Source organism: Arthrobacter sp. 260 (genome assembly GCF_013116745.1).
Classification (GTDB): Bacteria; Actinomycetota; Actinomycetes; order Actinomycetales; family Micrococcaceae; genus Arthrobacter_D.
Window position 1 is genome coordinate 26,043 of record NZ_JABFOE010000021.1, and the last position, 20,900, is coordinate 46,942.

The 20,900-nt window shown below is 62.2% G+C and carries 20 protein-coding genes and 6 pseudogenes; 11 read left to right on the plus strand and 15 right to left on the minus strand.

The window, feature by feature from the left end; all coding sequences use genetic code 11:
- Positions 1–171: 171 nt before the first annotated feature.
- Positions 172–401 (plus strand): annotated as a pseudogene (locus HMI57_RS19265) (IS1380 family transposase); the annotation flags it as partial.
- 72 nt (positions 402–473) lie between these two features.
- Here the strand turns inward: HMI57_RS19265 and HMI57_RS17485 are convergent.
- The 4 genes from HMI57_RS17485 to HMI57_RS17495 are packed head-to-tail and all read right to left on the minus strand — an operon-like array spanning position 474 to position 4,225.
- Positions 474–923, minus strand: a complete 450-nt coding sequence (locus HMI57_RS17485; protein WP_171587278.1) for a DUF6262 family protein — start codon at positions 921–923, stop codon at positions 474–476.
- Positions 913–1,809, minus strand: a complete 897-nt coding sequence (locus HMI57_RS19270) for a tyrosine-type recombinase/integrase (RefSeq protein WP_346655261.1) — start codon at positions 1,807–1,809, stop codon at positions 913–915. The genes HMI57_RS17485 and HMI57_RS19270 overlap by 11 nt, the downstream gene beginning before the upstream one ends.
- The gene (locus HMI57_RS19275) at positions 1,770–3,116 is read right to left on the minus strand and encodes a hypothetical protein (RefSeq protein ID WP_228721193.1); all 1,347 of its coding nucleotides are present in this window, start codon (positions 3,114–3,116) and stop codon (positions 1,770–1,772) included. Before HMI57_RS19275 ends, HMI57_RS19270 begins: the two co-directional genes overlap by 40 nt.
- Positions 3,117–3,157: 41 nt before the next feature.
- Positions 3,158–4,225 carry a site-specific integrase gene (locus tag HMI57_RS17495; protein ID WP_346655262.1) on the minus strand — a complete coding sequence of 356 codons (1,068 nt, stop codon included), beginning with the start codon at positions 4,223–4,225 and terminating at the stop codon, positions 3,158–3,160.
- Positions 4,226–4,395: 170 nt separating this feature from the next.
- Between HMI57_RS17495 and HMI57_RS17500 the strand changes: the two are divergent.
- Positions 4,396–4,600: pseudogene (locus HMI57_RS17500) on the plus strand (transposase); the annotation flags it as partial.
- A gap of 267 nt (positions 4,601–4,867) precedes the next feature.
- Here the strand turns inward: HMI57_RS17500 and HMI57_RS17505 are convergent.
- The 4 genes from HMI57_RS17505 to HMI57_RS19645 form a co-directional block, all read right to left on the minus strand.
- The gene (locus tag HMI57_RS17505; protein WP_171587280.1) at positions 4,868–5,167 is read right to left on the minus strand and encodes a hypothetical protein; all 300 of its coding nucleotides are present in this window, start codon (positions 5,165–5,167) and stop codon (positions 4,868–4,870) included.
- Between the two features lie 202 nt (positions 5,168–5,369).
- Positions 5,370–6,230: a transposase gene (locus tag HMI57_RS19280; protein ID WP_346655263.1), complete on the minus strand. Its 861-nt coding sequence runs from the start codon at positions 6,228–6,230 to the stop codon at positions 5,370–5,372.
- Positions 6,227–6,439: a transposase gene (locus HMI57_RS19445; RefSeq protein ID WP_346655264.1), complete on the minus strand. Its 213-nt coding sequence runs from the start codon at positions 6,437–6,439 to the stop codon at positions 6,227–6,229. Before HMI57_RS19445 ends, HMI57_RS19280 begins: the two co-directional genes overlap by 4 nt.
- 431 nt (positions 6,440–6,870) lie before the next feature.
- Entirely contained in the window at positions 6,871–7,389 is a 519-nt protein-coding gene (locus HMI57_RS19645; protein WP_346655268.1) for a helix-turn-helix domain-containing protein, read from the minus strand.
- Here HMI57_RS19645 and HMI57_RS19295 point away from each other — a divergent pair.
- The 4 genes and pseudogenes from HMI57_RS19295 to HMI57_RS17530 all read left to right on the plus strand — a co-directional run bounded on the left by HMI57_RS19295 (position 7,291) and on the right by HMI57_RS17530 (position 10,367).
- Positions 7,291–7,533, plus strand: a complete 243-nt coding sequence (locus HMI57_RS19295) for a hypothetical protein (protein ID WP_228721204.1) — start codon at positions 7,291–7,293, stop codon at positions 7,531–7,533. The genes HMI57_RS19645 and HMI57_RS19295 overlap by 99 nt on opposite strands.
- An 882-nt stretch (positions 7,534–8,415) precedes the next feature.
- Complete coding sequence (locus HMI57_RS17525; RefSeq protein WP_171587282.1) at positions 8,416–9,771, plus strand: aminotransferase class III-fold pyridoxal phosphate-dependent enzyme; 1,356 nt, start codon at positions 8,416–8,418, stop codon at positions 9,769–9,771.
- Between the two features lie 77 nt (positions 9,772–9,848).
- Positions 9,849–9,952 (plus strand): annotated as a pseudogene (locus HMI57_RS19300) (CoA transferase); the annotation flags it as partial.
- Positions 9,953–9,971: 19 nt separating this feature from the next.
- Positions 9,972–10,367 carry a hypothetical protein gene (locus tag HMI57_RS17530; protein ID WP_171587283.1) on the plus strand — a complete coding sequence of 132 codons (396 nt, stop codon included), beginning with the start codon at positions 9,972–9,974 and terminating at the stop codon, positions 10,365–10,367.
- Between the two features lie 649 nt (positions 10,368–11,016).
- Here HMI57_RS17530 and HMI57_RS17535 read toward each other — a convergent pair.
- From HMI57_RS17535 to HMI57_RS18920, 3 genes are read right to left on the minus strand one after another with little or no spacing between them, the layout of a single operon-like run.
- On the minus strand, positions 11,017–11,178 hold the full coding sequence (locus tag HMI57_RS17535; protein ID WP_171587284.1) for a hypothetical protein: 162 nt from the start codon (positions 11,176–11,178) through the stop codon (positions 11,017–11,019).
- Positions 11,175–11,420: a hypothetical protein gene (locus tag HMI57_RS17540; RefSeq protein WP_171587285.1), complete on the minus strand. Its 246-nt coding sequence runs from the start codon at positions 11,418–11,420 to the stop codon at positions 11,175–11,177. The genes HMI57_RS17535 and HMI57_RS17540 overlap by 4 nt, the downstream gene beginning before the upstream one ends.
- 28 nt (positions 11,421–11,448) lie before the next feature.
- A complete protein-coding gene (locus tag HMI57_RS18920; protein WP_216607679.1) occupies positions 11,449–11,607 on the minus strand; it encodes a hypothetical protein in 159 nt (52 codons plus the stop codon).
- 405 nt (positions 11,608–12,012) lie between these two features.
- On the opposite strand from HMI57_RS18920, the pseudogene HMI57_RS17550 reads away from it, so the two are divergent.
- A pseudogene (locus HMI57_RS17550) lies at positions 12,013–13,246 on the plus strand (IS256 family transposase).
- A gap of 60 nt (positions 13,247–13,306) precedes the next feature.
- On the opposite strand, the pseudogene HMI57_RS17555 reads toward HMI57_RS17550, so the two are convergent.
- From HMI57_RS17555 to HMI57_RS17565, 3 genes and pseudogenes are all read right to left on the minus strand, one after another.
- Positions 13,307–13,630 (minus strand): annotated as a pseudogene (locus HMI57_RS17555) (transposase); the annotation flags it as partial.
- Between the two features lie 296 nt (positions 13,631–13,926).
- Positions 13,927–14,319, minus strand: coding sequence for a hypothetical protein (locus tag HMI57_RS17560; protein WP_171587287.1), 393 nt, complete (start codon positions 14,317–14,319; stop codon positions 13,927–13,929).
- A 76-nt stretch (positions 14,320–14,395) separates the two neighbouring features.
- Positions 14,396–15,184, minus strand: a pseudogene (locus tag HMI57_RS17565) (IS481 family transposase); the annotation flags it as partial.
- Positions 15,185–15,338: 154 nt separating this feature from the next.
- Between HMI57_RS17565 and HMI57_RS17570 the strand changes: the two are divergent.
- Positions 15,339–15,860, plus strand: a complete 522-nt coding sequence (locus HMI57_RS17570; protein ID WP_171587288.1) for a zinc-binding dehydrogenase — start codon at positions 15,339–15,341, stop codon at positions 15,858–15,860.
- Between the two features lie 333 nt (positions 15,861–16,193).
- Here HMI57_RS17570 and HMI57_RS17575 read toward each other — a convergent pair whose 3' ends face one another.
- Positions 16,194–17,606 (minus strand): NAD-dependent succinate-semialdehyde dehydrogenase, encoded by a 1,413-nt coding sequence (locus tag HMI57_RS17575; protein ID WP_171587289.1) that lies wholly within the window; start codon positions 17,604–17,606, stop codon positions 16,194–16,196.
- A 311-nt stretch (positions 17,607–17,917) separates the two neighbouring features.
- On the opposite strand from HMI57_RS17575, the gene HMI57_RS17580 reads away from it, so the two are divergent.
- The 3 genes from HMI57_RS17580 to HMI57_RS17590 all read left to right on the plus strand — a co-directional run bounded on the left by HMI57_RS17580 (position 17,918) and on the right by HMI57_RS17590 (position 20,849).
- Positions 17,918–18,676, plus strand: a complete 759-nt coding sequence (locus HMI57_RS17580; RefSeq protein WP_346655265.1) for an enoyl-CoA hydratase/isomerase family protein — start codon at positions 17,918–17,920, stop codon at positions 18,674–18,676.
- Positions 18,677–18,679: 3 nt separating this feature from the next.
- Positions 18,680–19,528, plus strand: coding sequence for a 3-hydroxyacyl-CoA dehydrogenase family protein (locus tag HMI57_RS17585; protein WP_346655266.1), 849 nt, complete (start codon positions 18,680–18,682; stop codon positions 19,526–19,528).
- 67 nt (positions 19,529–19,595) lie between these two features.
- The gene (locus HMI57_RS17590; RefSeq protein WP_171587291.1) at positions 19,596–20,849 is read left to right on the plus strand and encodes an aminotransferase class III-fold pyridoxal phosphate-dependent enzyme; all 1,254 of its coding nucleotides are present in this window, start codon (positions 19,596–19,598) and stop codon (positions 20,847–20,849) included.
- Positions 20,850–20,900 lie beyond the last annotated feature (51 nt).

Consider the following 20,900-nt stretch of genomic DNA (forward strand, 5'->3'; position numbering starts at 1 on the left):
CAGGCCGAGAACGCGCGTTTGCGCCGCCAGTTAGAGGTGACGCAGGGCCGGTTGGAAAAGACCGAGGCAGCCTCGGACTTGATGGGAAAACTACAGGCGTTCTTAGAGGACGCCTCACGAGATTCACCGGACGAGCCCCGGTCCAAGAAACGCTGATGGCCGTCTACCGGGCTCGTGGTGCGCCGGATCCCGGAGCTGAACCCGACAAAGGAAACCACCGTCAGCCGCGGCTACTCGACAAACACCGGCACCACGCGTTCTTCACCACCGTTGACGCTGAGATCCTAGACACCGTCGCCGCGGATCAAACCCACCGCAAGCACGCCATTATCGAGCAAATCAACGCCCACCTGAAAGACAGTGCGTTGGCGCACATGCCCTCGGTTATCTTTAGTCCCGACGATCTGCAGGCTTCTGACCTGCGGTTCTGTGTTGTGGATGGTGTCTTCGACGAGGCTCTGGGGTGGTTTGCATCAGCAGGGGCCGATAGTTTTAGTGGCTTGTCGCCCGGGCGTGTCGCGGCTGGTCCCTGGTCCGAGGATGCGGTTGGTGCGCGCGGCGCCGAGAGCTTCAGCGAGGGCGTCGCGCAGGAGGCGGTTATCCTCCTCAAGGCGACGCAGCCGCTCGGTGGCGGCCTCCAGTCGGCGTAGCAGGGACGCGTCCGATGCCCGTTGCCGTTGTGGGGTCAGCGGCAACGGCGGTGAAGGTTGGTGGCGGGCACGTCGTTGTTGGATCTCGGCTCGTAAATCGGGCTGAGTGTAGAGCCAGGACCGGGAAACGCCGGCTTCGGCGGCGACGGACTCGAAGGTGGCAGGCGTGCCGGCGGTGTCGAGCCGCTGTAGCGCGCGCAGTGCCCGCTTGCGGGTTTGCAGGGCTCGATCGCGCGCGGCTGCGAGGAGATAGCTGGAGTTATCAGATCGCATCTGCGGATTTTTCCGGTTCTTCATCGACCGAGTCGATGATCCTGTCGAGGTTGGTCAGCACTTTCTTGTTCATCTCTGCCACGCGGGTGTGCCCATTCGCCTCGGACTTGTCGATGAGTGTCAGGGTGCGGCCGCGGTGTTCACGCAGCTCGGGTAGAAATTCGGGCCCGGTGATGAACACTGGGCAGGTCAGGCAGGCGTTGGCATGTGGGCAGCTCTTTTGCACCGGTAAGCCGCAGTATCCGTGCGGAAGGGTCTGCGTGGCCATGCCGTAGCGGGTCTTGGCCCACTGGGCTTGGGCAAGGGGCCTCTCAGGGTCGATGTCGACCCGCTCTCCCTTGATGTTGACCTTGGTGGCTTCCTCCCAGCGCCGGCGCACCGTCTGGTCAGTGAGCCGGGCGTAGTGGGCTGTCATCTGAGTCGACTCATGATCGAGCAGAACCCGGATGACCTCTTGAGGGACGTCTTTATTGATGAGCCGGCAGGCAAATGTGTGCCGCCACTGGTGCGGGGTAAGATGCGCCGGCTGGCCGTGTTCGTCGTTGACCTGGCAGGTGGCCAACCACGCGTTGAGCATGCCCCGATAGCTGTAATACGTCATGGGGTTTTGGCCACCGGCGTTGCCAATCAGGGCAGGGAAAAGGCAAGGGTGCTGGTCGGGCCAGCGCTGCCGCACCCGTTGCTGCTGGATATGAATCTCGGTCTCGAGTTCCTCATCGATCGGCACTGCGGCCTCGCGGCGCATTTTGTTGTTGAAATAGCGCAGGTAAGGAGCTCCTTGACCGTCGTGGAGCAGACAGTCGAACGCTAAGGTGCACGCGTCGGTGGCCCTTAAACCGCATCGAATCAGATCAGCGTGATGAGCCGTCCACCGGGGTTGGGCCACCGGTCGAGGTTGGCCGGCGCCTCGACTTGCGTCATGATGTGCTCAGCGACGTGACGAACGGCCTTGGCTGGGCGGGCAGGGATATCGCCGGGAAAAAACACCGCCGTGGTCGGTAAGGTCTCGTCCCAGCCGTGTTGGCGGATCGCTTGGAAGAAGGCTCCCGGTGCGGTGATGGCATCTTCCTTGGCGCCGCGCCCGAAAGGCTGGGTAGCGAGCCAAGCCAAATACCGTTCCAGCACCTCCCTGTTGATGTCGGCCAGAGCTTCTATTCCGGGAGTGGTTTCGGCAAGGAAAGTGCTGAACCGTCGCAGACCCTGGATATCGCCGCTCACGGTGGATGGGCTCAACCCGGAGCTGAGACGCAGCCGGGCCCAGCGTTTGGCAAGGCTCCGTAACCATGACTGGAGCAAGCGGTCGAACCGCAGGTTTATACGGGAGTGGGGCCGCTTTCCCGGAACCGCGGTCAACCCGGGCAGCAGATGCAGGCGCCAGACATCGCGCGGATACTCCACCTCCCAGCCCGAGCCCTCATGCAGGGTCTCGACCTTCTCACGGGAGAAGGCCAGGAACCGGTGGTAGGTACCCTCTTTAGGTCCGGCAAGCTCACGCCACTGCTGTTGGGTCAGATCCAGCAGTGACCTCACGTCGACGTCTTTGACGTTGCGTAATGTCCAGGTCACCATCGACGGTGTCGTGATTAGCGTGGCTTGGTCGTGGCGGCACTGGACTGCGTACTGCAGCTCAAGTTTGAGCTGGGGCGCCAATCCACGGAAGTCGATGTATGCCTTGCCGCGCCGCTGGCAATGCTCGATATAGTCAGCATTGGACGGGCGGCCCAGTTGAGCCCACCGTGTAGCGTGGGATTTGCAATACAAGTGTTTGGCGTTCTCGGTCCATAACGAGCAGAACCGCAGCAAACACTCAGCCGGTACGGATGGTCCGATAAGAGAAGCACCTGCAGCCCATTGTCCGAGATCGGGCTGGCCGGCGCGGGTCCAGACCGAGCGGTGACGTTGACACAGTCCAGAGCCGCTGCTGCCGTACCTGCATCCGGTAACGGAACAGGTGCTTAAATCCCGGCGCCCGTTCAGTTCCGGTCCCGGATCGGCGAGGAACACCTCCATCTCCGACCGGCCCCGTTGACGTCGACGCCAACCGTGAGCAGAGCAAAGCCCGTTCTCAACCTGGCAGCGGTCACACTCGGGTACCAGGCACGACTTGCGTCCCAACACCGGGTCGTCAGGATCGGGGAGGTAAATATCAACACGGAATTCCGGCCGCACCACAGCCATCAGCTTCTCCAGCAAACCAGGATGGGCAGGTGTCAGATGAGCCCGGGACGCCCCGCTCACCGCTGCACTTCCCTGCCGGTGAACCAGCCCGCGGCGTAAAGGGTCGCTCTGGCGTCTTCGACGGTGAGATGACCATAAGTATCGATCGTTGTGGTGATCGATGCGTGTCCGAGCAACTCCTTCACATTCTCCATCCCCGCACCGCGGCGCAGCAGCCAAGTCGCATACGTATGGCGGAACCAATGCGGGCCAAAAGCGACACCCGTGAGCCGGCGTAACCGAGCTACCAAGTCGTAGACCGCCGGATACGTCAACGGGTGTCCATGAGGCCGGCCCCAGAGATTAACGAAAACATAATCGGAGTCCAGCGGCCCGTATTCGTCGTTGAGATAGTCAGTATAAAGCCGCATTAACTCCGCACTGGTCGGTATCAACCGCGGCCGGCCACCCTTGGCGCGGGCACGGTTATCGTTAGCGCGGATCACGATGGACACCTGGCGTTCAGCAATGGCCAAGTCCTCATGGCGCAGCCCCAGTGCTTCACCAGTCCTTATCCCGGTATCAAGCAGCAGCGCGAACAGGAACCGGTCGCGCAAGTGCCCACATGCGTCCAGAATCGCCTGGGCCTCTGCTGCCGAAAGGACACGTGCCCGCGGCGGCGAGGTCGACAGTTTGATCGTTCGTCGACGCTGCCCGCTGTGCTTACTGATGTGGTGCAGGAACGGTTTGAACGAGGTTGCCGCTGACGCGCCCCTACGGTTCGGCACCACACTGACTAAAAGACCGGATAACGCCACTCCGTGCCGCACGTGGAACTCGCAAAACGAAGTTAGCGCGGCCAGCTTACGGTTAACACTTGACTCACTGCAGTGATGCTCCACGGTCGGTAACATCAACACCTGACCGGTACGAGCCGCCGGCGGCAGCCGAAGCCAGCCCACGTACGCGGCGACATCCTCCAGCCTGACCGACCGCCAGTCCAGGCCCCGACCGGCAAGAAAGGCGAACCAGTCTTTCAAATCATGTGCGTAGGCCTTAACCGTGTTCGGGGACCGTTCGATCGAAGCAAGATAGGCGAGAAATCGCTCAACCGGGTCAACCGGTACCTGATCGTCGCCGAGCACCGTCCAGGACTCCGCCCGGGACCCTGGCATGAGAACGCGCTGAACCTTCATCGGATACCTTCCGTCGCCGTGATGGACAACACAAGGTAACCGCATCCACGACGCAGGCGCTGGGCAATCCAACCTCGTCACGCACGTGATGGACACCCGCTGAGCGACTCAAGATAACCTCCGGCAAGTTCGCTGCGAACTCGGCCTGGCTCGTGGCCGCGGTCATGGCTTACAACCTCACACGCGCCGCCGGGATCCTCGCCGCCGGGCAGTTCGGTAAAGCCAGAACCGGAACGATCCGCCGCAAACTCATCCACCTCCCCGCCAGGATCGCCATCAAGCGCACGGAAAATACGCCTCCACCTCCCTGAATCCTGGCCCTGACAGACCGCATGGGAGCAGCTGTTCAACACCGTCACCGCACCACCGGCCACGGCGTAGGAAGCCCGACCAACAGCTGCGACAACGGCCCGACCAGGAACATTAGTGGAACAACACCGACAGCGAGGTAGGTCGATCAGTCCTGCCCAAAAGCCAGAACTCCGTCACGCCCCGGAAACCAACCAACGCCGACAGCTGATCGGTGGATCAAGGCTAAGGGTGGGGCCCTTCTCGTCCGTGAGCACTTCGGCGTAAGCCAGCCGGGAGTGATCACACGGCGACGTGCACGTAGTCGAAACCGATGCCCCGGCCCCGTACCATCAGGGATACGTCCGAGTTCTTCACATCGATATGGACCAGCTCTCCCGGGGTGGCGCGTTCGTACCGGTGTTCGATGGCCCTGCCTGACCGGATGCGTTGCCCGGTGACCGGGTCCGGCTCCCACAACTTCGGCATGCCTGCCCGGGCCAGGATCCAGGACACCGTCCGTGGGCTGATCCCGCAACGCCGGCCCAGGTCAATTGGGCCTTCCCGGTGCGCCAGGCGCTGAACGAGGATGTCAGCGGCCACCGCCGGTGCGGTGGCATATGGGCAAGACTTCAGTCGTACCCGCGATCCTGCAGCCCCTCCCAGCCATGGGCACGGTACCGGCTCAACCAAGGGTGCGCGCAGGTGCGGGAAATACCCATTTCCTTGGCCACGTGAGCGACGGGACGGCCGGACAAAACACGTTCGGTGATGATCCGCCTACCGGGTCGGGGTCAGGCGGGCATTACTGTGGGACATGGCACCTATAGACATTTTTCAAGTAATGCCCCGTTCGTTGACGCGGAGTGTCTGCACGAGGACAGGGAAGACTTAGCGCGCGATGTAGCGCTTGAGGCAGCATGATTTCCTTCTTCCCGAGCCCTTCGGCCGTCCGTCTGGCGACGTAGTCTTTGGTTGGCTGGTGGTATCTCATCCGGACCAGCACGATGTGGTGGAGTGCCGAGTTGGCTTTACGGTCACCACCCCGGTTTAGACGGTTCCGTTCTGTCTTCCCTGATGAAGCAGGCCTTGGACAAGTTCCGGTCAGGGCAGCGAATTGGTTTTCGCTTCTTAGGCGTGCCGTGTTGTCGCCGGCGGTGATGAGCAGTTGGCTGCCGGTATCGGGGCCTGATCCGAAGACGTTCATGAGGCCGGGCGCGTGGGCTTTCAGAAGACGATCGATTTGAGCCGTGAGATCCCGGACCTGCTCATCGAGTTCCTGGTAGCGCTTCGCCAGCAGGCGCAACGCGTAGCGGGTGCATTCTTCTGAAGTGACTGGCTGCCGCTGGGGACGGGTGGCAGCCAACGCCGCGACGAGCCTCGGTGTTTTCAACGACCGGTATGGTGAGCGGACGTTGTCAGGGGCACTGATGAGCATCGCTTTGATCTGATTGATGGTTGCGGTGCGGTCGCGCAACGCAGACTCGCGGACTGTCCGCAGGCTTCGCAGGGCCTCGACGAGCCCGTTGCGGCCCTTTGGTGCAGAGCTGGCTCGGCCACTCATGACTGCTTCGGCGGCGCTGTAAGCGTCGAGCTGATCCGTCTTCCCCTTCCGCCGGCGTTTTTCACGGCTGGGCTGATTGACCTCAATGACCTCGAATTTCACTCCGCCAGTTGCCGTGTGATTTCTGCGCCGTAGCTGCCAGTGCATTCAACTCCGATGCCGAGAGCGTTGCCGTTGGTGGGGATGAACTCGATAATCTTCCGGTATCCACCGGCGGTCGCTGGGAACTCCTGATCCATCAGTCGACGACCGTCCTCGTCGATAACGGCCACGTAATGGGTTTCCGCGTGGGTATCTATCCCCACATACACGTTGGGACTCTTTGCCTTGCATGATGGTTCTAGCGCACCTTTCCGTTTCAATGGGGGGGGTGCGCGGCCGGGCGGGTATGCCACTCAGTTCACTATTGCGACGCTTGTCAGACTCCTATCAGGACATGGCAGCCTGCCCGGCCACGCCTCTTGTGAGGCTGGCCGATCGGCAGGTCATGTCGAGGACAACTCCCACCCCGTCGAGACGAGGGGCGCGTCAGAAGACCTCTGGGCAGACCGGCAACCCCGGAAGCATTCTTCTCCTCTCCCGCATGCCGGGCCGACTGCCATGCCGTTGGTCAGGCCAGAACTTCTTGACCCTCACACACCAATAGTGAAGACCTCTTAGATCAGTTGGCAGTTGTGGTAAACCACCAACCTAAGAGGTCTACACCCATTCACCGTGTAACCAACGTCCCGACCCAGTACACTTAGGGCCGACTCCTGAGGGCGAGCCACAACTGAGCGGTTACATCCGGATCATCTAGGTCGACCCCTAAAAGTTCCTTCGCCTGGGCGATCCTGTAGCGCACTGAGTTTCGATGCACCCCTAGTTCTCGGCCGGCGGCTTCCCATTGCCCACGGTGAGCCAAGTACACGCGGACAGTTTCCAGGAGCTGGACTGGGTGCGCCATTAGTACACCCACCCATTCATCGGCCGGCAGATCCAACCCATGGCCGACACGAATGAGCCGGCCGACGGGCGCCGAAGCGGCGACATCGGCGACCTGGGCTCCAATTTCATGTAGGCGTCGTAGCGGAATTGGTCCACCCCATGCCCCGCGGACTCCTTCTGGTAGTCGGGGGTAGGGGCTCGACGCTGTTTGGAGCACAAACATGACACCAGACCGTTGGAGCACGAGTCCGGGCGGAGAAGGCTGCGCGGCGAGCTGTTCTTGATCAGGAAGGGCTACAAGGAATGCCGTGTCTGGCAGGTCATCAAGGTTCATTTGTTTCGCAAGGAGGCGGGCGGCATCATCGTACCCTTCCAGGACGAGTGCTGCGACCATGCCTTCGGCACGACGACGCTCAGCCGCAGCGTTTCGTTGGCCAGCCGCTCGCGCGGCAAGAAGGGTCGATGCGGTCAGGAATAGATGACGCTCTGCGGCGGCCAACTGACCGCTTCTACCCAGCGCGAGGTACCCGGAAGCGGATGGGCCGTCGGATACGGGATAAAGCGAGGCATTACCTGATGCCAGTTGGATATTGCCGGTCGCGCCTCTGCGTGCGGTCCGAAGGACGGCAGATTCCCGGGTTAGCTCGTCTAGCAGCCCGGGCGGAAGCTCCCCACTGCTGCCGGCGGACGATGGAGCTCTGTCCCCTTCGGGCAAGTAGGCAACCCAGGTTCCCAAGGCGCGGGCTAATTCACGAACGATTTCCGGCTCCGCATCTTCCTGGGCTGCGGCCCGCGTCAACGCAACCTGAAGACCCAGCAATGCGGTGAGTTCGGCCTCTCCACCTTCCCTGACCAATTCCCAGTAGGCCCGTGATACTGCCAGAAAAGGGGACTCGCGGGGAACTGTGAGTAGGGGAAGGCCTGCTTCGACGCACGCCGCCAGCAGCTCGTCTGGCACCATTGCATGCCCGGAACCAAGACCAAGGCCAAGAGCAGTTACGCCCCCGTCCACCAGACGCTGTACATATAGTTTGGCAGCCTCTTTGTGCGCGTCACCATTCAGCCCGGTGAGCTGCAGTCCCACTGTGAGGAGCAGTTCGCCCCCATAGAGGAACATCGTTGGGTCCTCGAGCTCGGAGACATGAACACCCGTCAGCTCTACGCGCGGTAGCGAGATCGGCCAACAGGGCACCAAATCGCGCCTTGCGGCCTCTACGAGCCTGGCGAGAGTAATCATGCAGAAATCATAGATCACGCGCTTTGTACGCTGCGTCTACATAAGGACGTTCCGAGGATATATTATCCAACGACACGTCATTCAGTTGCGCCTATCGTGGTTTCAACCACACGAGGAGGACCTATGACCGTCACACCACAGCTCGCTCCGGGCCGGGCCAACGACCCGGCCAGCGTCAAAGTCACAGCTCGCCGTCTACTTACTGAACTTCCTGGACCGCGCTCCCGCGAACTGGAAGTCGAACGACGCCAGCACGTGACCAACGCGTTCGGCATCACCATGCCCGTATTCATCGATCATGCACAGGAAGCGCTGCTCGTGGACGTCGACGGGAACCACCTCATTGACTTCGCTTCGGGCATCGCTGTGACTAGCGTCGGTGCGGCAAATCCGAAGGTGGCCAAACGCGCCGCAGCCCAGCTCGGGCGTTTCACCCACACATGTTTCATGGTTACCGAATACTCCGCATTCGTCGACGTTTGCCGCTGGCTCAACGAACACACCCCCGGTCACTTTGAGAAGCGGACCGCATTGTTCACCACCGGAGCGGAGGCGGTCGAAAACGCCATCAAGGTTGCCCGGGCAGCTACCCGGCGCCCGAACATCCTCGTCTTCGACGAGGCCTACCACGGGCGCACCCAGCTCACGATGGCAATGACAGCGAAGGAGAATCCGTACCGGCTCAACTTCGGCCCTCTGCCGGGTTCGGTTTTCCGAGCTCCCACTGCACCGGCGCACACCACACCTGAGGGACCTGAGAAGGCCCTGAAGCAGATCGAAGCCCTGCTGATTGCAAACGGTGCGGAAACTTTCGCCGCGATGGTCATCGAACCGATTCAAGGTGAGGGTGGATTCATTGTCCAGGCACCCGGGTTCCTCAAAGGACTCCGTGAAATAGCTACGCGCCACGGCATCGTACTGGTGATCGATGAGATCCAGGCAGGTATGGGTAGGACGGGCACCATGTTCGCGTCCGAACACGAGGGAATTGCCGGCGACATCACGCTGACCGCGAAGGCGCTCGGCGGCGGGCTGCCGCTTTCGGCCGCAACCGGCCGCGCTGAGCTCATGAATGCCGTTCACACTGGCGGTTTGGGTGGAACCTACGCCGGCAACCCTGTAGCCTGTGAGGCTGCGCTGGCCGTGTTCGAAATCCTTGAAGAAGGGACTCTCCTCAAGAACGCCACTCGCATCGAAGCTGCCATCAGGCAGCGCTTTGAGCCCCTCGTGGAGCTGGACGGTGTGTCAAACGTTCGGGGCCGTGGTGCGATGATGGCGATCGAGTTCCGTGACGCCTCCAGGCCACGCGGAGACCTCGCAACCGCCGCCGCTAAGAAGGCCAACGCTCACGGTGTCCTGACCCTTACCTGCGGAACCAACGGAAACATCATCCGGTTGCTCCCACCGCTGGGAATCGAAGCCGGAGTCCTCGACGAGGGCTTGGCGGTACTGGAGGCATCGATTCGGTCAGTACTGTAATGAGTGTCCTGGGAGGGTGGCACCAACGGAGTCAGTCGTGAGGCCGGAGATGAACGCCGGGGGCGCCGCTAGAGGGAATTCTCGTAGCAGACTTCTCCCTCGTGCTTGCTAGCCCGCTCGCAACGATAACCTTGGCGGATCTCGACGCGCGCGTGTCAAAGTAGAGCGCCCGGGAGCCGGAGCACGGGCGGAACCTCACCGTGGGCTTACGCCATGACGTCATCGAGATCCTGGACGAGCATTCCGAGCCCGTACGGTCCTTCCCACGAGTCTTCGGCAGGCAGACCGAGACGATCTTCGAACCTGCTTCCCTCGTCCCATTGCTGGTGACCAAGCCCGGTTCCTGGTCACATTCCCCGCCGCGGGCCTTGGCCACCGACCCGGTACGCGACTGGCGGGACCGGGCCACGGCCACCGACCGGCGCCGCCTGCTCAACGCAGTGGACGCCGCGTCCGGATCCGCCGGCTTCGATGCGGCAATCCAAGCCGCCGATACCCTGATCCGCCGCGGGGACCAACCAGACATGGCCGCCCTGGGCATGATCGCCCGCCGGCTGGCCCACGCACCGAACCGTCCGCGGCGAACGTGGACTTGAGCGTCTATGACACCTTCACCACCCTGGACGCCGCGACCGGAGAAGTCGCATGAACCCGGTCACTGTCCAGGACATCCTCGAAGCGGGTAAGCATGCGTCCCTGACCGGCAACGTGCTCACCGAATGGGCCGAGAAAGGTAGTCAACCACGCCCCCGGCCAAAGCGTGAAGCATCCCAACACCCGGCTCTACCGGCCCCTGCTCAATCTCTGTACCCGTTGTAAATTCACTACCAGAATGGGGAGGCCACGCCGTTGCCGGCTGGGCCTCCCTTTTGTCTGTGTACGTACATGTCCTGGTCAGCGTTCTCGCGCTCCCTGTTCGATGGAGCGTCCTCTGGACGAGCTTTTCATCCCGGAGGTCTTGCCCAGATTCGGTTCAGAGCTCACTGCTGCGCTCGGGGGTGTTCCTTGGTGCTTGTCGAACATGAGGCGAGCTTTGACGGCCTCCCGGTCGGGATGCCCCTCTAGGCTCTTTTCGAGCTGCTGACGCCTCTCCGGGGAGTCATAGGCTGGCTCTGCTGAGTTGTTCGCCCGCGTCTGGTCCTCCCGGGTTGCCCCGGCTATGGCGGCTCCGGCCATTACTTCGTCGCCGCGAGCTGCGGCAGCGTTGGAGCGTTCGATCTCGGTCTGCTGACGTGCCGCTTGGGCTCAGGTGACGGCTGCGGAAATGTCCTGCTCGGAGGCTCCGGGTGCGTCAACGTCGATCCCGTAGCGTTGCTGCACCTGATCGCGGATTCTCTCTGCGTGCTCGGTGGCAACTGGATCGTAGCCTTTCCATGCTTCCGCTGTCTCATGGGCGCGTTCGATCATCTCGGGGTGGCCTTATCCCACCACTCGTCCCGGCTTACCGGGTCGAGCTGGGCGCGAGCTGCTGCCTGCGCTGCGTTGAACCGTTCCTGAAGCTCTCGTGCCCGTGCTTCTTCTGCCTGCTGGATGCTGTGCAGCTGTTCCTCACGCATCCTCGCTAGCTGCTCTCCGATCCGTGCGGCTGCCATAAGGCCAGCACGGAACCCGCCTTCTACTGCTTCATCAATTCCGTCCGACTCGCTCATGAGCTAACCGGAAAATGACTGTTGGTGGTTAGGCGGTGGGGGCAAGGGTGACTGTGTAGCCGAGGGTTTCGAGTTGGCGGATGTGGTTGCGTGTTTTGCGGTCCTTGTCGGTGCGGTTGGCGAAGTAGCTGGATCCGAGGTCGTGCGATCGGGTTGCCGGGTCGGCCAGGAGGTGCCAGATGGTCACGAGGATGGAGCTGGCACCGCGACCAGGGCCTTGAGTTTCCCACGGCGTTTGACGAGCCGCCGGTAGCGTTCGCCAAGGAAGGTATCGGTGCGGGCTGCCGCGGCTGCTGCCTCACCGAGAGTTCCTTAGAGGTAAGGGTTGCCCTTGCCGGTGTGCCCGGCTCGGCTCTTCGGCCCGGACTGGATGGTGCGCGGAGACAGTTTCGCCCACGACACCAGATGGTCGGCAGTGGGGAACCGGGTCATATCCAGCCCGATCTCGGCGATGATGGTCTGCGCGGCGGCGCGGCCGGAGGGTGTTTCATCGAGTGTGTAAGGGGTCCGGCCTGATGTGATGGTGTGGCCGCTGGTTGCACCATCTGAAAGGACGGCCCTTTTGGGCGAGAACGAACTGATTGATAACCCCTTGGCCGCTGTGCTTAGCCCCGAGCAGATTGATGCTCTGGTCAATGCTGCAGAGGACCTCGGAGAGGGCCGGCACGGGGTTGAGGAACTGCTGTCGCAGATGACCAAAGCGGTGCTGGAACGGGCGCTGGAAACCGAGATTAGCGATCACCTCGGATACGAATCCGGTGACCCTGCCGGGGCCGGTAGCGGTAACTCCCGCAACGGTAAGACCAGCAAGCAGGTCCACACCCTCCAAGGCCCGGTCGAGGTCACCGTGCCCCGGGACCGAAACAGCACTTTCCAGCCCGTGATCGTGCCCAAGCGGGCCCGCCGGCTCGGCAAGGTCGAGGACATGATCCTGTCCCTGTACGCCCGGGGCATGACGACCCGGGACATCGGCTCGCACTTGGAGGAAATCTACGGGGCGAAGGTCTCGGCAGCGACGATTTCCCGGGTCACTGACGTAATCGCCGATGAGATCACCCAGTGGCAGAACCGGCCGCTGGAAGCGGTCTACCCGATCGTGTATATCGACGCTATCTGGCTGAAAATCAGGGATGGCGGGGTCGTGGTCAACAAAGCCTGCCACGTGGCCGTCGGTGTGGACGTGGAGGGCCGCAAGCAGGTGCTGGGCCTGTGGCTGGGAACCCAGGAAGGAGCGAAGTTCTGGGCCAACGTGCTGACCCAGATCCGCAACCGTGGGGTCAAGGACATCCTCATCCTGTGCTGCGACGGGCTGACCGGGCTCCCCGCAGCGGTCAATAGCATCTACCCCGAAACCGTGGTGCAGACGTGCGTGGTGCACCTGCTGCGCTCGGCGATGAGATACGCCTCTTACAAGGACCGGAAATCGATGGCAAAGGATATGCGTCCGATTTACACCGCGCTGTCCGTGGAAGCGGCGGAGCTCGCCATGGCGCACTTCGCCGAGGTGTGGAAGTCCCAAGGCCCCTGGGGCGGTGCTGGCGTGGCGGAACGCGTGGGAGGACTTCACCCCGTTTCTGGCGTTTACGCCCGAAATCCGCAAAGTCATCTACACGACCAACCAGATCGAGTCGATCAATTACCAGCTGAGGAAAATCACCAAGACCCGCGGCTCGTTTCCCTCCGACGAGGCCGCGATCAAGCTTGTCTATCTCGGAATCAGGAACATCGAGACCCTCCGGGGCGGTGACCTGGGCACCGGCACCCAGGGATGGCACCGAGCGCTGAACGCCTTCGCACTTCAATTTCCTAACAGGCTTCCGATCTGACCGACCCGGCAGAACGGATAACCAGCTGGTCCCTTACACACTTCATTTGACACGCCCTTGCGCCAGCCACGCCGCGTCGCAAACATCGGTTTTACGTCCCGGGATGTTCCGTGCCGCCTTCGCATTGACGAGGACTACCGGCAGGGTTTCTTCGAGCAGGTAGAAGAACGGTTTCCAATAATCACTGGTCGCTTCCATCACCACCGTGGTGACGTGTTCGGACTCAAGGAAATTCCTGAGCTCCAGAATTTGTGAGGTCGTGGCACCCCATGTGCTCACCGTGGTCGTGAAAGTCCCCGGGCGGTTCCCGGGAACCCGTAAGCAGACCTTCGCATCACGCTTGGAAATGTCCATCCCCACCGCCCGCTCGTGCACAATATCCATGATCATTCTCCTGACACCCTCGACCCGATCATTGAATCTGCTACGGGGAGGACGGGGAATCAATTCAGGAATCAAACACTCGTGCTCAAGGGCAACAATCCACGGTTCCCGTGGAAGTCCTCCACACCACGCTAACCCACAGGCTCACTAACAGCACCAAGAACAAATCGGCGTCGCCCGCGGCAGACACCACAATCATTCACCCAAAAGCACCGCGCATCCAGAGCGGAACCGACACGCGAGATACGTTCTACCACCACGGAGCGTCAGCGACACTGAACCGCTATCCCCTATCTCTAAATCCCTCGTTGACTACCTCGTTCTGGCCCGCGTGCTGGTACTGCGTGCTCGGTTGGCTTCTGTCCGCGTGTGAGTGTCGCCGGTATCGGTGCGCCTTCGCGGGAACGTCCAGCAACCAAACGTGCTTTCAGGGTTTCCTCATCGAGTTCGGGATGCTGTTCGCGCAACTTCTCGATGGTCATACGTTCCGGCTTCACGGTCTGCGTTGATACGCTGCCTTCGACGACCTTCGTCGCGGCGATCACTGACCTGGACAAGCCCATCACCCGGTTAAGGTCTGTGGTGGCTTTGTGCATATCGTGAATGGCTTTAGCGGTAGCCGCGAGCTGGCGGAACATCAGCGCATACGCGGCGCGGTCGCTCTTGGAAGTCGCGGCCAACAGGATCATGCTGGCTCCCCTGGCTGACACCGGCGCCGACCTTCGGCGTCGTCGGCGGGTAACAGGCGCAACTGGGCTGACTTCGCTAGGTGTATTGCCCCGTGAGGTTGGTGACACGGCTGGCTGGTGGCTGACCTTTGAGTGAGGTGTGGCCTCGGTGGTGACTATAGTGGTGCAGCCATTTCGGGAAAGCGGCCACGCGCTCTGCTTCTGATTGGTAAGGCTTCGCGTAGGCCCATTCCTCGAGCATGGTGCGGTTGAAGCGTTCTTTACCGTTGGTTTGCGGCCGGTACGGGCGGGTGCGTCTGTGTTTGATGCGGGGGCCGAGGGCGTCGGCGAAGGCACGGGATCGGTACCCGTTGCCGTTATCGGTCAGGACTCGCTGGACGGTAATCCCGCGGGACTCGAACCAGGTGTTGGCGCGGGTCCAGAACGCGGCGACGGTTTCCTTTCTCTCATCGGTGAGGATCTCGGAGTAGGCAAAGCGTGAGTAATCGTCGACGGCGTTGTGAATGAAGCGATACCCGGGGCGGCGGTTGCGCTGCGTGCCGACCTTGTTACGGCGCCCGGCTGCCCTGCCCACGGCGCGGTGGCCGCCGCCGTCGGGGATCCTGCCGAGCTTTTTGATATCCACGTGCACCAGGTCCCCGGGCGCGGTGTGTTCGTAGCGGCGGATGACCCGGCCGGTCGCCCTGTCCAGCCAGGACAGTCTCGCCAGCCCGTACCGGGCCAGGATCCGGTGCACGGTCGAAGGGTGGATCCCGAGGTGATAGCCGATCCGTGCCGGTCCCCACCGCCGGTTGACCCGGATCGCGATGATCCGCCGCTCCGTCCGCACCGGCGTCCTACGCGGGCACCGGTGCGGACGCGGCGAGGTCATCCAGATCAATGGCGGTCGCACATTCCATTGACTCCGGCCACCAACGGGTGGTGGCGGGGGGAGGGTTGGCAAATCGGGTCCTGGTTTCCGCACGCCATGTCTGCATCGTGCCGGGCAACCTCGACGAGTTGGCGGAGCGACGGGCGGTGTGGGCACTGCAGCGGTGCAGATTGCTCGTGCCAGCGGGGCAGGTGTCATTGGCACAAGCCGGACCGTTCACGGGCGGGAACTAATCTCAGACCTTGGCGGCATCCCGGCCGATCCTGAGAGCGTGGTGGACGTCGTCCTCGAGATCTCATCAGGCCGCGGCGCAAACGTTGTGCTCGAGGTCGTCGGTGCGCCCAACCTCGCCACCGATCTCGCCGCACTGGCGGTCTTGGGGCGCATCATAGTTGTCGGAGTGGGCGCCGGCGCCGAGACGTCGATTAATCTGGGGGCACTAATGAGCCGACGGGGACGGCTACTCGCTTCGGTCCTCCGGGCACGATCATCGGAAGACAAGGCCATCGTAGTGCGAGCTTTTGAGCGCAGAATGCTGCCCCACCTGGCCAGTGGAGAGGTGCGGCCTGTTATCGACCGCGTTTTCGCCGCCGATGATGTCGCGGCAGCTTTTAACCACGTCGAATGTGGCATCAAGCGGGGAAAGGTGCTGCTCGATTTCGGCTCCTGAGCCCTGTTGGACTAACCAGCACCGAAGCGGCGCCTTCATACAGCCGGGACCGAACCATACAGGACACGTTGCACGGCCGGGCAGCGCTGGTCAACTGGGGCCAGCAGTGGCAACAGGACTGGAATTTCCCGTTCTCTGCTCGGCGCTGGAGCCACCGTCCACGGCTTCGCGCGGGAGGAACTGACTGGAACCTCCAGACGTTCAAATGTGACTCTACCAGTCCACACCGGCCCCGGCTGAGCGAAGAAGGCCGCGGAACTGGCAACCTACGCCAGGCTTTGAACCCGAGATTCCAGTCCCACGACAACGAACCGGCGCCGCACTTCATATCGTCTAAATGACGCGCTCTTCATTCATGCCGAGCTTCTTCACCGCGTCGGGGACGCGGATGAGCTTCTTGTTGGCGAATTCGTTGATGCCGTATCGGGCAAGTTCGCGGCCGACGCCCGACGCCTTGATCCCGCCAAAGGGAAGATCCGGTGCGGTCCTGCTCGTGCTGTTGATCCACACCATGCCGGTCTCGATTTGGTCGGCGATCCGCTGCGCCCGCTCGGGGTCGCCCGAGAACACCGAACCGGCCAGTCCGAAGGGGGAATCGTTCGCAATCGTGATCGCCTCCTCCTCAGAGGTCGCTCGATGTACGACGGCGGCCGGGCCGAACAGCTCCTCGGCGTAGGCGCGCATGTCCTTCGTGACATTGGAGAGCACCGTTGCCGGGTAGTAGGCGCCCGGCGTATTAGGGATCTCTCCGCCCAGGTGTACCGTCGCTCCTCGCTCGATAGCGTCGTCGACGAGTTCCACGAGGTCCCGCCGAACCGCGGTGGAAGCGAGCGGGCCGAGCTTCGTAACATCGGACGCGGGATCACTCGCAGCGTACGTGCGACTCTGCTCGATAAACTTCTTGAGGAACTCGTTGTAGACCGAGTCGAGGACGATAAAACGCTTCGATGCGGTGCAGGCCTGGCCGCCGTTGGCGAAGCGGCCGACTGCGGCAGCTGCTGCCGCGGCGTCGAGGTCGGCGTCGTCTAGCACGAGGAACGGGTCGGACCCGCCGAGCTCCAGGACATACTTCTTCATGTGCCGACCGGCGACCTCACCGACGGAGGAGCCAGCCCGCTCGGACCCGGTGAGGGAGACACCCTGCACGCGAGCGTCGGCGATCATCTGCGCGATCTGATCATTGTTCGCGAACACATTGGTGTAGACGCCCTCGGGAAGGCCGGCCTCGCGGAACACACGCTCAATGGCGAGCGCGGACTGCGGGCAGTTGCGTGCGTGCTTAAGCAGGATCGTGTTGCCCAGGATGAGGTTCGGCGCCGCAAATCGCGCCACCTGGTAGTACGGATAGTTCCATGGCATGATGCCGACCAACACGCCGATCGGCTCGGTCTTCACTACAGCAGTGCCGGGACCGGCGATGTCGAGAACCTCATCGGCGAGAAAATCCTCGGCGTTGTCGGCGTAGTAGTGGTAGATGTTCGCGACGAGATCGACCTCGCCCCGGGCCTGCGCGATGGGCTTGCCCATCTCGATGGTAATCAGCGAAGCCAGCTCCTCCCGCTGCGCGCGGTGTAGTTCCGCGATGCGCTTGATGAGGGCAACCCGCTCCTGGAGGTCCCTGCCCTTCCACTGTGGGTAAGCGTTTCCGGCTCGATCGAGTGCGGACCGCGCCTCGTCGCCGGTGAGTTCGGAGAACTCGGCTAACTTCTCGCCGGTTGCTGGATTCACGGTCGTGTAGACACCCATGTGCGACGACGCTCCTTCATTGCTCGGTGTGTGATCGCCAAGGACCCATGCGAAACGATGCCTAGAGGTCCGATTTCTTCACTGTCGCAGCTAATTCATCACACGTCCAATACCAATACTGATCGGTTTAAATGACATGCGGTGATAAATCCCATACTGGTTGCGGCTACCGGAAGCTGTATATATGCAGGATTTAGCATCAAAAGAGGGTTATTAGGTATTTGTGTGCTATGGGATCCTAGGGCAAACTAAGATTAATTCCGCATCGCAGCGGCAGTGCCGCCGGACGGTTTCTGAGAGAGGCGGACTTCGTGAGCACGCTCACAGTAGAGCAATACGGTAATCGCACAATCGTGCGATTGAACCGGCCCCAGACATTGAACTCGATCGATCAGGCAATGGTGGACGAACTCCACGGGGTCTGCGATGAGCTCGAGCGCGAACCCAGCATCTTGGTCCTCACCGGAACCCGGACTGAACGAGGCGGCATCTTCGCGTCAGGGGCCGACATCTCGCAGCTGCGCGACCGGCGCCGGCACGAAGCCCTGCGCGGGATTAATTCGAGCATCTTCGCGCGCATCGCGGCATTGCCGATGCCGGTGATCGCCGCGATCGACGGCTACGCCCTCGGCGGAGGGGCTGAACTGGCATACGCCGCAGATTTCCGAATCGCGACGACCCGGGTGAAGATCGGCAATCCCGAACCCAACCTCGGCATCATCGCCGCCGCCGGTGCATGTTGGCGGCTCGTCGAGCTCGTTGGCGAACCTGTGGCGAAGGAGATCCTGCTCGCAGGCCGCGTCCTCACAGCCGACGAGGCGCTCTCAATTCGATTGGTCACTGAAGTCTGCGAGCCAGAAGCACTGATCGATCGTGCTAACGCCCTCGCTGATCGCATCGGCGGCTTTGATCCGCTCGCGATCCAGGTCACCAAGACGATTATTCACGCGCCGAGGCCTGCGCATCCGATCATCGATAACCTTGCGCAGGCGTTGCTCTTCGAATCACCGGAGAAAGCCCAGCGTATGGACGATTTCCTGCAGAAGCGCAACGCGCGGAAGGGACACTAAACCGTGGCATTGCCTCAACATGTCGCCGTCGTTGGAGGCGGCCGGATGGGAACTGGCATTGCGCTCAGTTTCGCCGTCAATGGCTCATCGGTCACCGTGCTCGAACGGGACGCGCAGGCAGTAGAAGCCGCCCAGGGCCGGATCCAGGAGATCATGGAAAAAGCCGTCTCGAAGGATCCCGCAGCGCCGGCACTCGATGTGCTCCTATCCCGGCTCGTCGTATCCGAGGACTACTGGCTCCTGAACACAGCCGACCTCGTGATCGAGGCAGTCCCGGAGGACTTCATACTGAAAGCGGCCACCCTCCGCGCGATCGAGCAGCGCACCGGGAAGAATACCCCGATCGCAACAAACACGTCATCGCTGTCGGTCTCGCAACTCGCAGCCGAACTCTCGAACCCATCCCGGTTCCTCGGCTTGCACTTCTTCAACCCGGTCCCCGCTTCGACGCTAATCGAGGTCATCGTCGGCGAGGCAACAGATGACGCTCTCGTCGACGCCGCCCGCGACTGGACCGAGGCCCTGCGAAAGACCCCCGTCGTCGTGCGCGACGCTCCCGGGTTCGCGAGCTCCCGGCTTGGTGTCGCCCTCGCACTCGAGGCGATGCGGATGCTCGAAGAGGGCGTCGCTTCAGCGGAGGACATCGATGCGGCGATTGTGCTCGGCTACCGGCATGAGACCGGCCCACTTAAGACCACTGACCTCGTCGGCCTAGACGTGCGTCTCGGGATCGCAGAATACCTCGCCTCTACACTCGGCGAACGTTTCGAGCCCCCGCGAATCTTGCGTGACAAGGTCGCCGCCGGCGAACTCGGGCGCAAGACCAGCAAGGGCTTCTTCGACTACAGCTGAACAGCCGCCCCGGGCCAAGACGTACCGTTCGACCCGACCCACAAACGATTTGCAGGAGGATACAACAATGTCCCAGAACAACGCGCTGTGGAGCGCTCAGGCTCATATGCCGACCGTGCTCGCCAACCCCCAGACCGTCGTCGCCGAAGGCGACGGCGCCTACATCGTCACCAGCGATGGCGACCGTCTGCTCGACGCCGCCGGCGGCCTATGGTACGCCAACGTCGGTCACGGCCGCGACGAGATCGCAGAGGCCGCCGCCCAGCAGATCCGCACCCTCGAGACCTGGCACATCTTCGGCCGTTACGCGAACCAACCGGCGCTCGACCTCGCAAACAAAATCGCCACCTTGGCGCCATTCGACGACGCCAAGGTGATCTTCACCAGCGGCGGCTCTGACTCAGTCGACATGGCGCTCAAGCTTGCCCGACGGCACTGGCAGCTGCAAGGGCAGCCCGAGAAGCTCACCATCGCCTCCCGCAAAGACTCCTACCACGGCCTGCACGCCTACGGCACGAGTGTGGCCGGTCTCGCCTTCAACCGGGACGGATTCGGTCCGGGCACCCTGATACCGGAGACGCTGCTCGTCGACCAGTGGGACATCGAAGCTGCAGAGCACAGCATCCGTGAATCTGGCGGGGAGAAGATCGCCGCGTTCATCACCGAGCCGGTCATGGGTGTCGGCGGACTCGTGCCTCCTCCGCCAGGCTATTTCGAGCGGATCAAGGAGCTCGCCAAGGAGTTCGGCTTCCTCATCATCGCCGACGAGGTCATCACCGCGTTCGGCCGTCTCGGTACCTGGACGGCATCGGAGCGCTTCGACCTCAACCCCGACATGATCACCTTCGCGAAAGGCGTCACCTCCGGCTACCTGCCCCTCGGCGGCGTGATCGTCGCTCCCAGCGTGTCCGGGCAGTTCTACGACGGTGCCGACGCTCCCATCCTCCACCAGGGCCTCACCTACGCCGGCCATGCCACGGTTGCGACAGTCGCGCTCAAGAACCTCGAGATCATCGAGCGGGAGGACCTGCTCGCACATGTCCAAGAACTCGAACCGATCCTCGCTGATGAGCTGGAGCAGCTCCGCGACCACGAAGGTGTGAAGGAGGTGCGCTACATCGGCCTCATGGGAGGAGTCGTCCTCGCAGACGGCATTTCTGGGCTCGACGTCGTCTCCGCACTCGAGGGCCGAGGCGTACACCTGCGGAACCTGCCCAACAACATCCTCCAGATCTCGCCCCCATTCATCGTCACCGGAGACGAGATCCGCATCATCGTGCGCGGTATCCGGGAAGCACTCGACTCGGTACTGGCGCGCTAACCCTATGGTTTCATCGGGTGGCCGTTGATGGGCGTGTTTAAAAGGCGAAAA